This is a genomic window from Bacillus sp. TCT6 (assembly GCF_056033845.1).
Genome location: NZ_JBVYHX010000001.1, coordinates 902,688 through 918,753, shown reverse-complemented (window position 1 = coordinate 918,753; position 16,066 = coordinate 902,688). Strand labels below are relative to the sequence as shown.

15 protein-coding genes are annotated in these 16,066 nt (G+C 35.5%); 7 read left to right on the top strand and 8 right to left on the bottom strand.

Annotated elements, in window-relative coordinates:
* Window positions 1-26: 26 nt before the first annotated feature.
* Together clpB and AC0ONG_RS04585 are read right to left on the bottom strand one after the other, a co-directional pair.
* Entirely contained in the window at window positions 27-2,627 is a 2,601-nt protein-coding gene (gene clpB, locus AC0ONG_RS04590) for an ATP-dependent chaperone ClpB (RefSeq protein ID WP_074789410.1), read from the bottom strand.
* Window positions 2,628-2,838: 211 nt separating this feature from the next.
* Window positions 2,839-3,018, bottom strand: coding sequence for a YjzC family protein (locus tag AC0ONG_RS04585; protein WP_000531422.1), 180 nt, complete (start codon window positions 3,016-3,018; stop codon window positions 2,839-2,841).
* A gap of 490 nt (window positions 3,019-3,508) precedes the next feature.
* Between AC0ONG_RS04585 and AC0ONG_RS04580 the strand changes: the two genes are divergently transcribed.
* The 3 genes from AC0ONG_RS04580 (at window position 3,509) to AC0ONG_RS04570 (ending at window position 4,762) form a co-directional block, all read left to right on the top strand.
* The gene (locus AC0ONG_RS04580) at window positions 3,509-4,318 is read left to right on the top strand and encodes a Cof-type HAD-IIB family hydrolase (RefSeq protein ID WP_001041241.1); all 810 of its coding nucleotides are present in this window, start codon (window positions 3,509-3,511) and stop codon (window positions 4,316-4,318) included.
* Window positions 4,319-4,423: 105 nt separating this feature from the next.
* On the top strand, window positions 4,424-4,564 hold the full coding sequence (locus AC0ONG_RS04575; protein WP_000516816.1) for a hypothetical protein: 141 nt from the start codon (window positions 4,424-4,426) through the stop codon (window positions 4,562-4,564).
* The gene (locus AC0ONG_RS04570) at window positions 4,565-4,762 is read left to right on the top strand and encodes a DUF3813 domain-containing protein (RefSeq protein ID WP_000527408.1); all 198 of its coding nucleotides are present in this window, start codon (window positions 4,565-4,567) and stop codon (window positions 4,760-4,762) included.
* Between the two features lie 25 nt (window positions 4,763-4,787).
* On the opposite strand, the gene AC0ONG_RS04565 is transcribed toward AC0ONG_RS04570, so the two are convergent.
* Window positions 4,788-5,645, bottom strand: coding sequence for a YitT family protein (locus AC0ONG_RS04565; RefSeq protein ID WP_000364447.1), 858 nt, complete (start codon window positions 5,643-5,645; stop codon window positions 4,788-4,790).
* Between the two features lie 100 nt (window positions 5,646-5,745).
* Here AC0ONG_RS04565 and AC0ONG_RS04560 point away from each other — a divergent pair, with 100 nt between their 5' ends.
* Window positions 5,746-5,877: a DUF3941 domain-containing protein gene (locus tag AC0ONG_RS04560; protein ID WP_001120845.1), complete on the top strand. Its 132-nt coding sequence runs from the start codon at window positions 5,746-5,748 to the stop codon at window positions 5,875-5,877.
* Window positions 5,878-6,006: 129 nt separating this feature from the next.
* On the top strand, window positions 6,007-6,864 hold the full coding sequence (gene prsA, locus AC0ONG_RS04555; RefSeq protein ID WP_001214385.1) for a peptidylprolyl isomerase PrsA: 858 nt from the start codon (window positions 6,007-6,009) through the stop codon (window positions 6,862-6,864).
* Between the two features lie 54 nt (window positions 6,865-6,918).
* On the opposite strand, the gene AC0ONG_RS04550 is transcribed toward prsA, so the two are convergent.
* Window positions 6,919-7,773, bottom strand: coding sequence for a CvfB family protein (locus tag AC0ONG_RS04550; RefSeq protein WP_000281261.1), 855 nt, complete (start codon window positions 7,771-7,773; stop codon window positions 6,919-6,921).
* A gap of 230 nt (window positions 7,774-8,003) precedes the next feature.
* Here AC0ONG_RS04550 and AC0ONG_RS04545 point away from each other — a divergent pair, with 230 nt between their 5' ends.
* Window positions 8,004-8,495 (top strand): YajQ family cyclic di-GMP-binding protein, encoded by a 492-nt coding sequence (locus tag AC0ONG_RS04545; RefSeq protein WP_001040146.1) that lies wholly within the window; start codon window positions 8,004-8,006, stop codon window positions 8,493-8,495.
* Window positions 8,496-9,345: 850 nt separating this feature from the next.
* Here the strand turns inward: AC0ONG_RS04545 and AC0ONG_RS04540 are convergent.
* Both AC0ONG_RS04540 and AC0ONG_RS04535 read right to left on the bottom strand, forming a co-directional pair.
* On the bottom strand, window positions 9,346-10,242 hold the full coding sequence (locus tag AC0ONG_RS04540; RefSeq protein WP_000397873.1) for a helix-turn-helix domain-containing protein: 897 nt from the start codon (window positions 10,240-10,242) through the stop codon (window positions 9,346-9,348).
* 297 nt (window positions 10,243-10,539) lie between these two features.
* Entirely contained in the window at window positions 10,540-11,895 is a 1,356-nt protein-coding gene (locus AC0ONG_RS04535) for an alpha-amylase family glycosyl hydrolase (RefSeq protein WP_474203524.1), read from the bottom strand.
* A 158-nt stretch (window positions 11,896-12,053) separates the two neighbouring features.
* On the opposite strand from AC0ONG_RS04535, the gene AC0ONG_RS04530 reads away from it, so the two are divergent.
* On the top strand, window positions 12,054-13,286 hold the full coding sequence (locus AC0ONG_RS04530) for an ammonium transporter (protein WP_016097946.1): 1,233 nt from the start codon (window positions 12,054-12,056) through the stop codon (window positions 13,284-13,286).
* A 264-nt stretch (window positions 13,287-13,550) separates the two neighbouring features.
* Here AC0ONG_RS04530 and katB read toward each other — a convergent pair whose 3' ends face one another.
* Entirely contained in the window at window positions 13,551-15,017 is a 1,467-nt protein-coding gene (gene katB / locus AC0ONG_RS04525) for a catalase KatB (RefSeq protein WP_001069166.1), read from the bottom strand.
* 59 nt (window positions 15,018-15,076) lie between these two features.
* Window positions 15,077-16,036: a ferrochelatase gene (gene hemH, locus AC0ONG_RS04520; RefSeq protein ID WP_474203523.1), complete on the bottom strand. Its 960-nt coding sequence runs from the start codon at window positions 16,034-16,036 to the stop codon at window positions 15,077-15,079.
* Between the last annotated feature and the right edge of the window lie 30 nt (window positions 16,037-16,066).

Genomic DNA, 16,066 nt, shown 5'->3' with positions numbered 1-16,066 from the left:
GATTTTATCCGAACTCTTTTTTATTTTTATTTCACATGAACAACTAATTCGTTATTTTCTACATCGACAACTACGTGACTATTGTCAGTAATTGTTCCTGCAATTAATTCTCGCGCTAATTTCGTTTCCACTTGACGTTGTACGTATCGTTTTAATGGACGAGCTCCATACATCGGATCAAAGCCAGCTTCTACAACAAATTCTTTTGCTGCGTCTGTTAATTCTACTGTAATGTGACGGTCAGCTAAACGCCCTTGTAATTCTTTTACAATTTTATCAACAATACCTTTAATTTCATTCGTTGTAAGAGGTTTAAATAAAATAATTTCATCAACACGGTTTAAAAATTCAGGGCGGAAATGTCCTCTTAATTGCCCCATTACAAGGTCTCTTGATTCCTCTTTAATCGAGCCATCTTCTTCTAATCCATCTAGTAAATGAGCAGATCCAATATTTGAAGTCATAATAATAACTGTGTTTTTAAAGTCCACTGTACGTCCTTGCGAATCTGTAATGCGTCCATCATCTAACATTTGTAATAAAATGTTGAATACTTCTGGATGTGCTTTTTCAATTTCATCTAATAAAATAACGGAATATGGTTTACGTCTTACCGCTTCTGTTAATTGACCGCCTTCTTCATATCCTACATATCCAGGAGGTGCACCAATTAAGCGTGACACTGCGTGTTTCTCCATATACTCAGACATATCAATACGAATCATTTGCTCTTCACTATCAAATAAAGACTGCGCTAACGTTTTTGCAAGTTCTGTTTTACCAACACCCGTAGGGCCTAAGAAAATGAAGGAACCAATCGGGCGGTTCGGATCTTTAATACCAGCGCGAGCACGAAGAACCGCGTCTGATACTAAGCTTACTGCTTCCTCTTGTCCGATGACACGCTCTGATAAGATTTGCTCTAAGCGTAGTAATTTCTCGCGTTCACCTTCAACGAGTTTAGCAACAGGAATACCAGTCCAGCGTGAAACAATATCTGCAATTTCTTCTTCACTTACTTCCTCACGTAATAAACGATTTTCTTGTTTATTATGCGCGCCCATTTCTTCCGCTTCTTTTAACTCTTTTTCAATTGCTGGAATTTTCCCGTGACGAAGTTCGGCTGCTTTATTTAAATCGTAATTACCTTCTGCTTCTTCTAATTCACGGCGCAGACGTTCTAAATGTTCACGTAAGTCACGAACTTTGTGAATGTCTTCTTTTTCTTTCTCCCATTTCGCTCTCATACCACTTGCAACTTCTTTTAAATCTGATAGTTCACGTTGCAACGTTTTAAGACGTTCTTGGCTACCACGATCTGTTTCTTTTCCAAGAGCTGCTTCCTCAATTTCTAACTGCATAATACGACGCGTTACTTCATCTAATTCTGTCGGCATAGAATCGATTTCTGTACGAATTGTTGCACACGCTTCATCGACAAGATCAATTGCTTTATCTGGTAAGAAACGGTCCGAAATATATCGATCTGATAAAACTGATGCTGCTACAATCGCGCGGTCATGAATATTTACACCGTGATAAATTTCAAAACGCTCTTTTAAACCACGTAAAATGGAAATTGTATCTTCAACAGTTGGTTCTTCTGCTAATACTTGTTGGAAACGTCTTTCTAACGCCGGGTCTTTCTCAATATATTTACGATATTCATCTAATGTCGTCGCCCCAATACAGTGTAGTTCACCGCGAGCAAGCATCGGTTTTAACATATTCCCTGCATCCATCGCACCTTCTGTTTTACCGGCGCCAACGATTGTATGAAGTTCATCAATAAATAATAAAATACGCCCTTCACTCTTTTTAATTTCATTTAATACAGCTTGCAGACGCTCTTCGAACTCACCACGGAATTTCGCACCAGCTACGAGCGCACTCATATCTAACGCGAAGATCGTTCTATCTTTTAGCCCTTCAGGTACATCTTTTTTCACAATACGCTGCGCTAACCCTTCAACGATTGCTGTTTTACCAACACCTGGCTCACCAATTAAAACAGGGTTGTTTTTCGTTTTACGTGAAAGAATGCGAATGACACGTCGAATTTCACTATCCCGGCCAATAACAGGATCAATTTTCCCTGCTCTCACTTCTGCCACTAAATCACGGCCATATTTTTCTAACGCTTCATAAGTTGCTTCTGGATTTTGACTAGTCACTCTTTGATTCCCCCGAACTGTCATTAAAGACTGTAATAAGTTATCTTTCGTAATATGAAATCTTGTAAATAATTGATTGATATCGCCTTTTTCTTCAGAAAAAGCAAGCAATACATGTTCCACTGAAATGTAGTCATCTTGCAATTTCTCTGCTTCTTTTCCTGCTCTTACAAGTAGTTGTTGCAGAGCACCTGTTATATATAATTTGCCTACTTCTGCACCGCTTCCCGTTACAGAAGGTTTTTTCTTAATTAAACTTTCGGCGCCTTGCTTTAACGCTTCTATATCGACATTCATTTTTTGAAAAATACGCACTGCTAACCCATCTTGCTCTTCTAATAATGTAAACAAGAGATGAACAGTATCTACTTCTTGATGATGATGAGATACCGCTAAAGATTGGGCACTCATAATCGCCTCTTGTGTTTTTGTTGTCATTTGATTTAAGTCCATCTTTACAGCCCTCCAAATGTTTGACTTTCTTTGACCTTTGATTTAATTATACGCCAACTGACTTTTTTATACAATAAATTCGCCTATGCATTTTCAAACTTATTATTGGAAAAAGAAAAAAGGAGCATTCATTATGCTATTTAAAAAAGTACGATAAATGAAACTACATTATGTAACAACAAAAAAGCCGCAATAAAGATTGCGGCTTCTGTTACGGTTTTCTTTTATATGTCCACTGGCGGTTATGATTTGTGTTGTCTGGAAACTTTTCACCGGCAGTTAATTGTACCATTTGCGGATTTTTTACCATACTTCCCGTTTCACCAATTTCTACGTAAATGCCATCATTTGGCGCTTTTTGTCCAGAACGAAACCTGCGATTTTGTCCCATCTTCATTCTCCTTCCATGACGTCTTGCCTCATTAGTATATCCATTTTAAAAGAAAGGTTTTCTGTCATGTTTAGGAAACAAGTACTACATCTCATTCTTGTACATATACATGAATGACACAAGCTTAGGAAGGAATTCCTTTCCTATCTGTAGAAAAAAAGAAACCAACCTACTCTAGGCTAGTTTCAAAGGAGAGTCAAACATATACGAGAAGATTACATGTTCATTATATGCCTCATCATACGAGCAATGTAACCCTTTTCACATTTTGTACATAATGAAAGAAACATTATTTGAACTTTCTAAAAAGATGTTGACTTTTCTTAATTTCCAACGAGAAATAGTAGACACCGTAGTACTTCGCGACGTAAGATGGATATATAGTGAAATCTCCATCTATGGTGGTCTCACCCAGTCTAACCTCTTATTTCTGCATATTAAAAACGGAAATACAGATAGAAACAAAAAAATTATTATAAGAGGTGAAATTATGAACAAACAACATTTAATCGCATTAGACTTAGACGGCACTTTATTAACAGACAACAAAATAATTTCGACTCGAACGAAACATACAATTGCAAAAGCAAAGGAACAAGGACACGTTGTCGTTATTTCAACAGGACGTCCATTCCGCGCTAGTTATGATTACTATAAAGAACTAGGTCTGAATACACCTATCGTAAACTTTAACGGTGCGTACGTGCACCATCCTCTGGATTCAAACTGGGGTATACATCACTCTCCTCTTGAGCTAGCAACAGCGCAAGAAATTGTACGAGCTTGTTTTGATTTCGGCGTAAAAAATATATACGCTGAAGTTATGGATGATGTGTATGTTCGTGAAATTGATGAAGATAAAAAACACATTTTCGAATTCGGTTCTCCTAAGATTTTTACAGGAGACTTATTAAATATTTTAAATGACCATCCAACTTGCTTATTAATTGACGCACATGACGAGCATTCTACTGCAATTCGTCAACATTTAACTGATATGCATGCGGAAGTAATCGACCATAGAAAATGGGGTGCACCTTGGCCGATTATTGAAATTGTAAAAAGCGGATTAAATAAAGCGGTCGGATTACAAAAAATTTCTAGTCATTACAACATTCCACAAGAGCGAATTATTGCTTTCGGTGACGAAGATAATGATTTTGAAATGATTGAATTTGCTGGTCACGGCATCGCAATGGGAAATGCCATCCCTGAATTAAAATCACTCGCAAACCATACTACGTTAACGAACGAAGAAGATGGTATTGCTTTATATTTAGAAGAGGTTCTTGGGTTGTAATCTAAAAATTCCCTGCTTATAGTTTCCTGCCAAATGTCCATACTATAAGTAGACGCATAACACATAGCGTCGATTGTTTTCAGCTAAATAAAGGGGGTTTTTCGAATGGGTAAAAAGAACAAATCAAAACGTTTTATCCAACAAGGAGCCGATGCTGTTATGAAGCATGATGCAAGATTCCCGTACAGAGGTACATTAGCTGAGGCAGAAAAAGCAAGAAGTAACTCTTCTTTTGGAGGGGTTTAAATGGGGAACTTACTATTCCAACAAGCCAGAGATGCTGTTGAAAATGCCGTATCTTGTTCAAGCGGTACTGAGCAACAAGATCTCGTGTATAGAGCAAAAAATGCTTTGCAATCCGCTTACGCAAACTCTTCAACTGCTGAAAAAGTTCAGCTACGTGAAATGCAAGAGCAATTGCAAAACATTACGAATGTACATTAAAAACGAGGACCAGTTTTGGTCCTCTTTAATCTTTCCGAAACAATCCGAACACCCCAACTGTTTGCAGTATATTTGTAAATGCCCCTGGGTCCACTTGTTTAATAATCCTCTCTAATTCGTATAACTCGTAACGGGTAATAACCATCATTAGCATTTCTTTATTTTCATTCGTATAAGCACCTGTTGCTGGTATTGTTGTAATCCCTCTTACTAATCGCGAGTGAATCGCCTTTCGTACATCTGCCCCATTCTTCGTAACAATTAATGCTGTAATCTTTACATGACGAGTATGAATTGCATCAATAATTCGCGTTGACACATATAAAGTCACTAATGTATATAACGCTTTTTCCCATCCATATACATAGCCAGCAGCGATAATAATAATTGCATTAAAAAAGAAAAAGTATGTACCGACAGGCTTATCTTTTATTTTTGATAAAATCATGGCAATAATATCTAATCCGCCTGTAGAAGCACCCCACTTTAAAGCAATCCCTACCCCAATTGCCGAAATAATCCCGCCAAAAATCGCATTTAATATAATATCGTTCGAAACTGCTCTAACAGGGATGATTTCTAGAAACAAAGTCATAAATATAACACAAAGAAAACTAAAAAAAGTGAAGGCCTTTCCAACCTTTTTCCATGCTAAAATAACGACAGGAATATTAAATAAACTAAACAACACACCCGTAGATACGTGAATCGATAAAAAATCACCTAATATTTGTGATAATAATTGAGACAATCCAGCAAAGCCGCTCGCATACACTTTCGCTGGCGTTAAAAATAAATTCATCCCAATCGCGTTTAATAAACCTGCGATGATTACAACGATTAACTTCTTTATAAGTTCAGTATAATTCAACTTTAAATCCATTTCGAATCCACCTTTACCCTTCATAAATGCACCGCTATACATAGTCTTTACGAAAAAGGAAATGATAAACGTACAACGTTTAGAAATGGAGTTGATACATATGCCACATACGAGTGATAACGACAAAAAAGCACGCGATAATAATGCAAAACGCGCACAAAAAAATGAGCAAGAACAAAAAAATATAGAGCAAGGTAAACGTGCATACTCTAAAAAGACCGATCACCTTTGATTCCACCGTACATCAGCAATTATGTTGATGTACTTTTTTTACATTTCACAGGAAAAAACATTAAAAATTCACTTCATGTTCACTTCTATATTCTACAATAGCGATAACATATTCGGATGAGGTGTTGGCATGAGAGGGAAACAAATTTTCATTATTACTGCACTAATAAGTATATTGATGCTATCTGCTTGCGGACAAAAAAACGAATCAGCTACAGTCGCCACAGCAACAGACTCAACCGTTACGAAGGACGACTTCGAAAAACAGTTGAAAGATCGTTACGGAAAAGACATGCTATACGAAATGATGGCACAAGACGTCATCACCAAAAAATATAAAGTATCTGATGAAGAGGTAAATAAAGAAGTAGAAAAAGTAAAAAAACAATATGGAGATCAATTCAAAAAAGTATTAGAAAATAATGGTTTAAAAGATGAAGAGGATTTCAAAAATCAAATTAAGTTCAAACTTGCTATGAATGAAGCAATTAAGAAAAGCATTACAGAGAAAGACGTAAAAGACCACTATAAGCCAGAAATTAAAGCGAGTCACATTTTAGTAAGTGACGAAAATGAAGCGAAAGAAATAAAGAGTAAACTAGATGCTGGTGCTTCATTTGAAGAATTAGCAAAACAAGAATCACAAGATCTACTATCAAAAGATAAAGGTGGAGACCTTGGATACTTCAATTCAGGTACAATGGCTCCTGAATTTGAAACGGCTGCCTACAAACTAAATGTTGGACAAATTAGCAACCCCGTAAAATCATCAAACGGTTATCACGTTATTAAATTAACTGATAAAAAAGATTTAAAACCTTACGATGAAGTAAAAAAATCTATTCGCAAAAACTTAGAAGAAGAACGTATCGCTGACCCTATATTCAGCAAAAAATTGTTACAAGAGGAATTAAAAAAGGCAAATATTAAAATAAACGATAGTGATTTGAAAGATACATTTACTCTTGTTTCTCCACAAGGAAATTAAAAAAGCACAACCTTATTTTTTTAAAAATAAGGTTGTGCTTTTTAATCTTCTATCTTATTTCTTAAAGTAAGTCCAACCTTCTTCTTGGTAAACTTTTTCTTCTTTCATTAACTTACCAAGTGCGCGCTTAAATGCAGCTTTACTCATGTTAAAGCGTTCTTTAATATCTTCTGGATGGCTCTTATCCCAAAACGGCATTGCTCCGCCTCGTTCTTCCATATATGCATAAATTACTGCCGCATCGTCTTCCATTCCTTCTTCTTTACGAGGAAGAAGTGAAATGTTAATTGTACCATCATCTTTCACGTCAATAATACGGCCCGTTACACGCTCCCCGATGCGGACTTGTTCTTTTCTTTCTGTATGGTGTAAGAAAGCACGGAAATGCTCATCAGTTAGTACGAATGAACCAACTTGAAGAGAACGATATACACGTCCATTTACGTTTTTATTACGCATAGATGGCGTTGCATCTACGATAATTTCTTGCATATCACTGTCTCTTGCCGGAAGAGCAATTAAACGATCACGATTCGTTAATTTTAACGTACAATATAATTCGTCGCCTACTTCTGGCCATACCGGCATATAAATCGGGAACTCATCAGCTGGAATTAGTATATCTTTTGATACACCAATATCAACAAACACACCTAAACTAGGAATGACTTCTACAACCTTTACCCAGTTCCAATCATACGTTGTAATAATTGGCTCCTTCATTGTTGCTGAAATACGATTTTGGTGATCAAGGTATAAGAATACATCAATCGTATCGCCTTCTTCAATTTCTCCAGCTACTTCGTTTTTATGTAGGAAAATTTCTTCTTCTTCATTCCCAACCATATATCCAATTTCCGTTTCGCGTAAAACAGTTACCTGTTCAATCGATCCTATTTGCAAATACATATTTTTTAATTCCCTTCTATATATATAAAATTATCTTTTTTATCATTCCAAACAAAAGTTAATTATAACATGATTTTTCCTGTATTTGTCCAACTGCCCAAAATTCACTATAATAAAATGAGGTTACATGAATATAAATACGAAAACACTTAAGTCTAGACTCGTTTTCAGCTATACTTTAGTATGTACAGTACATAAAAAGATTAGAAATTTATTTGGAGGTGCTAACTATGGCAAAAGATAGTTCTTTTGACATCGTTTCGAAAGTAGAATTACCTGAAGTAACAAACGCAATTAATATCGCATTAAAGGAAATCCAAAACCGATATGACTTTAAAGGAAGTAAAAGTGATATTAAATTAGAAAAAGAAGTACTAGTTTTAACTTCTGATGACGAGTTCAAATTAGACCAAGTAAAAGATGTTTTAATTTCTAAACTTGTAAAACGTAACGTTCCAATTAAGAACTTAGATTACGGAAAAGTTGAAGCTGCAACTGGGAACACTGTTCGCCAACGCGCAACACTTCAACAAGGTATCGATAAAGATAACGCGAAAAAAATTAACAACATCATTAAAGAAATGAAGTTAAAAGTAAAAACACAAGTACAAGATGACCAAGTACGTGTTACGGCGAAAAGCCGCGATGACTTACAAGCAGTAATTGCAGCTGTTCGTAGCGCTGATTTACCAATCGACGTACAGTTCATTAACTACCGCTAAAAAGAAAACTCCTCTTAATTAGAGGAGTTTTCTTTTTAGTTTTGTAGAGACAATATTACAAGAACAAGCCATAGAAAAAAGGCATCTGCGGTGAAAATTGCTAAGTGAACAGAGTCTAACTATACGAATACTTCACAAGTGAATGCATGATTAAACTAGGCCTTATTGTAGAATTTGTTTCATACATGCATTTAGCAGACCTTATTGAAAATAAAAAAAAGACAATTTAAGACGTTTCCCCTTCGATTTGAATTACTTTTCTTAGTAATTACATCCTAGGCCAAAGTCATCTTAAAAATCGCTGTAACTTATAATTCCTCTTCCCGCCAAAACGTAACAATTTATGAGTATAAGAATATTTCCCAACCTTTAATATAATGTAAAATTAATAAGGAACTTAAAAAATGTTAATTAAAAAAGAGTTAGAAGTGGTTATATGAAGAAATTAATATTATGGTTTTTATTGGCCACATTCTCCCTAAATACTGTAGGATGTTCTAATAATACGAATACACTAACGGATAAGTCTAACTGTATCAACAAAGCTTGGTACAAAAAAACTATGTCATGTAATCATTTAAAAAACATTAAATAGTTAATGATAAAAGTCATAAGAAAAGACACATCAAAGTGCCTTCCTCCGACTTGAACCATCTTAATTTTAATCATATTTGGATGGAGTTAAAAAGAAGCATAAATTGTTAATAAAGATGCAGACTTCAAAATAAAAAAGTACGTTAAGGACACTCTTATATTAAACACTAATATTTTAGAAGCAAGTTTATAAGTATAAAACCTACAGGGATTTCCCCTGTAGGTTTTATTATATTTCAAGTGATTTCCAAATGAATTATGAGTGGCTTTTTTCAGTTTGATTTTCAAAATATTTTTCTTTAACCATTTTTATCAGAGTTTCTTTTTCTGTTAGTTCAAATATAAATAATGCTTTTTTCATGTTATTTGCAATATCTTCTTCATTCTGTTGTTTAAATCTTAATAAATTCCATCCTTTTAAATAGTAGAGTTCACCTAATAAGTATAAAGTATTTAGATTAATAGCTAATTTGATGCCCTTATCAATGTATTTTACCGCTTCTTCATATTGATAGGTCATACCTAAACATTTCGCTAAATTAAAAATGATTTTTAATTTAATCGCTTTATCTCTCGGAAAATCTAACTTATTAAAATTAGTTAAACATCTTCCTAATATAGTAATACTTTTATCATATTCTTTATTTTCCGCATAAAATATAGACATTGTCTGCATAATATCTATTTCTCTTTCTGATAAAAAATCAACATTGGTTAAAGTTAGTTTTAATGCATTATTTAAAAGTTTTAATGCAGTTTTTATGGATCTGTTCACCTCAAATACAGCAATTGCTTCATGCCATAGGAGAAATTGTTTATCTTCTTTTGCTTGGAAATTTTTTTCATCTTTCTCTTTTTTCACTATTTCATAAAGTTCTTTATATTGTTTTTGCTTTAAGCAATCTTTTATTACGTATTTTACATTTTCTACATATTTAAATTTTTTGTTTTGAGTTAATGCAAATATATTATTCGGGTCAATACCAAGTCTTTCTGATAATTGATATAACAATATACTAGATGGATAAATCATACCTTTTTCTATTTTGCTAATTTGACTTTGCGAACATATTCCATGACATAATTCGGATTGTGATATATTTTTTTTAATTCTAAGCTCTTTAATGGTAATACCCAAATCGTAAAATTCCATTTTCCCACCTACTATTTAGCACTATATTAGTATAAGAGTATTCTCTAATTTTTAATGTAATATAAAATTAATATAGTTGCAATTATCGTTCGTTCCAAAGATCTTTCTCTATCCGTATTGACACAAAAACAGGCTAGGAAGAAGACTTTCTCCCTAACCTGGAACCCCCTCTCATTAGAGAAGTTTTCATTTTCGTATCGTTTCTCTTAAGAAATTTCATATCAACAGAATAAACACTATTGCCCCACCGAACAAACAAATACAATAAGAAGACATGAACATAGAACGAGCAACTTCTCATCTACGTTTCCTTTTAACTGCAATTAAAAACGCAATAAATAATACATTCACACCAACGATTAAGGAGATAAATAACCAATTCACACCTGTTTCTCCGTTAACTTTATATACGTTTGATTCTTCACGCTTTAAAACGAGATAAAATCCCCCATTTTCCTCTCTTATAATTTCATCCTCTAACAATCCTCTTAACTCTTGTTTTTCACCAATCGTACTTGCAGGTAAGGAGACTTTTTGTGTTTCTTTCGTATTATTAATTGCTACTAAAGTTACTTCATTTTTATATTTTCGTTTTAGTATGCTCATCCCGCTCTTATCATACAATAGCTCAAACGTACCGCGTCGTAAAGACGGTCTCGCCTGTCTAAGTTCACCTAGTTTTGTTATGTGCTGCATAAATTTTTCGTCTGACTTAAAATCCATTAATCGTCTATTATCGGGTACACTTCCTCCATCTAATGCAATTTCAGTTCCGTAATAAAAATTCGGAATTCCAGGTGATGTTAACAGATATGTAAGCCCCAGTTTTAAACGTGATGGCGGATAATACATATTTTCTTTTGCAATACGCGCATATCTTTTTGTTTCTTGATCATCTAAGAACGTAACAAATTCTCCTTCTTTTTTACTCACATCGTATAACGATTTCACCGATACATCCGCTTTGGAAAACGATTCTACTATTTTTTCGTTGTATTCGCTATCCTCCTTTGTCATAATACGAAAATCTTTCTTTATCACTTGCATATCTTTTTGCGCGTTATCCCAAAAGGAACGCGGCTTTTTTTCACTATGTATAACATAACTTCCGTCTAAATCAACTTCTTTTATCCACCATTTCATTGCGTCAATTACCTGTTGTTCATTTTCTCCAAGCGGAAATTGAAATACAACTTTCATTCCTTTTGCCTGAGCTTCTTTTACAAGTTCTTTCACATCATTTTCTGTCCCGAAATGTTCATTTACCTTTTTAAAATTTCGCACGTCTAATCCATCGTACTTTCCACTTTCAAAAAGTGGCGAAAGCATAACGGTAGTAAAACCCATTTCTTTTATGTAATCCAACCTTTTTATAATTCCTCTTATATCCCCGCCTTGATACCCTTCTAAATTACCAACTTCTAACTGTTTGTCATTTTTCGGTTCTCCATTATTGAAGCGATCAATCATAATGGAGTATATAACCTCATCTCGCCACTCTCTTTTTTCGTCTGCAAAAGTATGTATTGGTACAAACAAAACAACAGCTAAGCAAAAACAAATAAATAGTTTCCTAGTCCATATTTTTCCCACACGCATCCCCCAATTTTTTAATTGTAAGAATATTATACCAATTATCCAAGTGAAACGCATATGCCGATTTCAATCCTCACAAAATAATCTATGTTAGATTTTATGACATCACGTATGTAATTTTCTGAATTTTTAGTTGATTTTTAGTTTTATTTCGAATATGATATGAAACATAACAAATAGATGTTATTTTTTCTAACATTCCAGGAGGAGAGATCATGAATATGGGAGATACGGTTTTTATGTTTGTGACGACAGTAATGGTCATGTTGATGACACCAGGATTGGCACTTTTTTATGGAGGTATGGTTCGTAGCAAAAACGTACTCAGTACAACGATGCATAGTTATAGTGCAATGGCTATCGTTTCGATTCAATGGATTGTTATCGGCTATTCTTTATCATTCGGGCCAGATTGGCACGGACTTATCGGTACACTTGATTGGTTCGGTCTAAACGGAGTTACCTACGCACCAAATCCAGACTACTCATCTACTATTCCTCACAATTTATTTATGATGTTTCAACTCATGTTCGCCATTTTAACTCCAGCTTTAATTTCAGGTGCATTCGCTGAAAGAATGCGATTTTCTGCCTTTCTTATTTTTATCCTTCTATGGACAACAATCGTTTACAATCCTGTCGCTCATTGGGTATGGGGCCTCGGTGGGTGGCTAAGGGAACTTGGTGCACTAGACTTCGCTGGCGGAAATGTCGTTCACATCACTTCCGGAGTTGCCGGTCTTGTATTAGCTATTTTCCTTGGAAAACGAAAAAACATAAATGGTTCTTCTCCTCACCATTTGCCATTTACAATGTTAGGCGCAGGCTTATTATGGTTTGGCTGGTTCGGTTTTAACGTTGGCAGCGCATTATCCTTAAACGACGTAGCTTTAACTGCATTTACTAATACAAATATAGCCGCTGCTGCCTCCGCTCTAACTTGGATGCTTTCTGAATGGTTCTTCCAATCAAAACCGACCGCGATGGGAGCTGCTTGCGGAGTTGTTTCTGGTCTAGTAGCTATTACACCAGCCTGCGGGTTCGTTACACCTTTCTCCGCCCTTCTTATCGGAGCAATTGGTGGTATAATATGCTTCGGCGCCGTTTTCTTCCTAAAAACAAAATTCGGGTATGACGATACACTTGATGCCTTTGGATGCCACGGCATCGGAGGAACTTGGGGCGGTATTGCAACAGGACTATTTGCAACTACTGCCGTAAACGGGGATGGCGCAAACGGATTATTTTACGGAAATGCCGCGTTACTGTTTAAACAACTTATAGCGATTGGCGCAACATATGCATTCACGATCATCATGACGTATGCCATTATTAAAGCGATCAACTTCTTCCTCCCCGTTCGCGTCGATGAACATGAAGAACACATGGGTCTTGATATTTCAATGCATGGCGAGAAGGCTTATGAACATGCAGAGCGAGTAAACTAAAAAAGAGATGCAATCTATTGATAGTAGATTGCATCTCTTTTTTGCGTACTAGGCAACATACCCCACCTAGTATAAATGTAAATATATCAACGGTTTTTTGGATATATCAACGATTTTTCAAATATATCGATTGTTACTTTCAATATATCAACGGTCCGACACAACATATCGATTTACAAACAAATTCCGACATAATTTACAAGCAAAATACCCCACATAACGTTATACAAAAAAGACGACCGAAACCCGGTCGTCTTTTCCTATTTATTTTGGAGCATTTCCTACATATTGCGTAATATCAACATTTAACGCCTGCGCTAAACGCATACCGTATTCTTGATCTGCACGGAAGAAGTTACAAACAGCTAGTAATTTCGTGCGTTCATTTACGTCTTTCAAGTCATTTGTTAAGTTTGCAATTAAGTTATCTTGCTCTTCTTTAGAGAATGAACGGTAACGCTCACCTGCTTGTTTAAAGTCATTTGGTTTCTCGATTTTTTCACGAGATACATAGCCTTCTACTTTCATAGTCGAATCGCGGTAAGCTTTGTCTTCAACTGGATTCTCTGCATGACGGCTCGGTTCGTAGTTGATTGTAGATGGGTTTTGATTCATTTGCATCGCACCATCACGTTGTTGGTTATGAACAGCTGCATATGGGCAGTTTACAGGAATTTGCAAGTAATTTGCACCAAGACGATAACGCTGTGTATCTGGGTAAGAGAATAAACGACCTTGTAATAATTTATCTTCCGATGGTTCAATACCATTTACAGTTGCACTTGGAGAGAACGCTACTTGTTCTACTTCTGCAAAGAAGTTTTTCGGATTACGATTTAACGTCATTGTCCCTACTTCAATTAACGGGAAGCGATCTTCTGGCCATACTTTCGTTGGATCTAGTGGATCAAAGTCTAAAGAATCCATTTCATCTAGTTGCATAACTTGTACGTGTAAATCCCATTTTGGATGATTTCCTTTTTCGATTGCGTCGAACAAATCACGAGTTGCATGATTGAAGTCTTTCCCCTGCACTTCTTGCACTTCTTTCGCATTTAAGTTACGTACACTTTGCTGCGGTTTCCAGTGGTATTTAATATAAACAATTTTACCTTCTTCATTAATCCATTTAAATGAATGGACACCGAAACCTTCCATTTCACGATAGCTTGCTGGTGTACCATAATCAGAAAATACCCATGTCATCATATGTGTAGACTCTGGAGTTAACGTCATGAAATCCCAATAACGATCTGGCGTTTGAATATTTGTATCCGGTGCTGGTTTTAAAGAATGAACCATGTCAGGGAATTTAATTGCATCACGAATGAAGAAAACTGGTAAATGATTACCTACGATATCGTAGTTTCCTTCTTCTGTATAAAATTTAACTGCGAAACCGCGTGGGTCACGAGCTGTTTCCGGAGAACCTTGACCATGAATAACCGTTGAAAAACGAACAAATACAGGTGTTTCAGTTCCTTCATTTTGTAAAAATGCTGCTTTCGTATATGGCTTCATGCTATTTTTCGTTACGAATACACCGTGAGCACCTGCACCACGTGCATGCACAACACGCTCCGGAATACGTTCACGATCAAAGTGTGCAAGTTTTTCTACTAAATGATAGTCTTCTAATAATACTGGTCCACGACGACCAGCTGTACGAGAATTTTGGTTGTCTCCAACTGGAGCACCTTGGTTTGTTGTTAAGCGATTATTTGGATTCATCTAGGGGGATCCTCCTCTTTCTTTCGTAGTAATTATTATTAATTTAAAATTATTATAAATTAATTATTATTTAAAACTAAATCTTTGTCAACTATTTCCTTCACTTTTTTGGAAACAATTTCAGCCAAACAGTCGATAAATGCAGATTGTGCATTCGGCATATTTGGTCTAAAATATTTAGCATTTAATTCATCAGTTACAACTTTACATTCATAATCATTGTCATATAAAACTTCTAAATGCTCTGCCACAAAGCCAACTGGGCAATATATGAAAGATTCGTACCCATGCTCTTCATATAAATCTTTCGTTAAATCTTGCACATCTGGACCAATCCACGGATCTGGAGTATTCCCAGCACTTTGCCAACCCGTTGTATAGTTTTGAATATTTGCAGCTTCTGCAATTAAATCTGCCGTATGCTTTAGTTGTTCTACATATGGGTCTCCTGCTGCAATAATCTTTTCTGGCAAACTATGCGCTGAGAAAATTACGACTGCTTTCTCTTTATCATCAATTTCTTTAAACGTTTCTTTTATTTGGTCTGCCCAATACGAAATAAACTTCGGTTCATCATACCATTGTTCAATTGGTTCAATAACAGGACCACCGATTTCTTTTGAAAGACGAATAGCACGGTCATTATACGCTTTAATGCTAAATGTAGAATAGTGCGGTGCTAATACGATACTAATCGCCTGCTCAATTCCATCTCGCTTCATTTCTTCTACAGCATCTTCTATAAATGGCGCAGTATGTTTTAAACCTAAGTAACAAGTAAATTCATACTCTGTAAATATGTTATTCATTGAATCTGTTAATTTATGCGCCTGCTCTTTCGTAATTTTTGCAAGCGGCGAAATTCCACCAATCGCTTTATAGCGCCCAATTAAATCTTCAAGCGCTTCTTCTGATGGCTTACGTCCGTGACGGATATGTTTATAATATGCCTCTACATCGTCTAATGATTCTGGTGTTCCATACGCCATTACGAGTAAACCTATTTTTTCCTTTGTCATCTATATAACACCTCAATTTTATAAATGAGA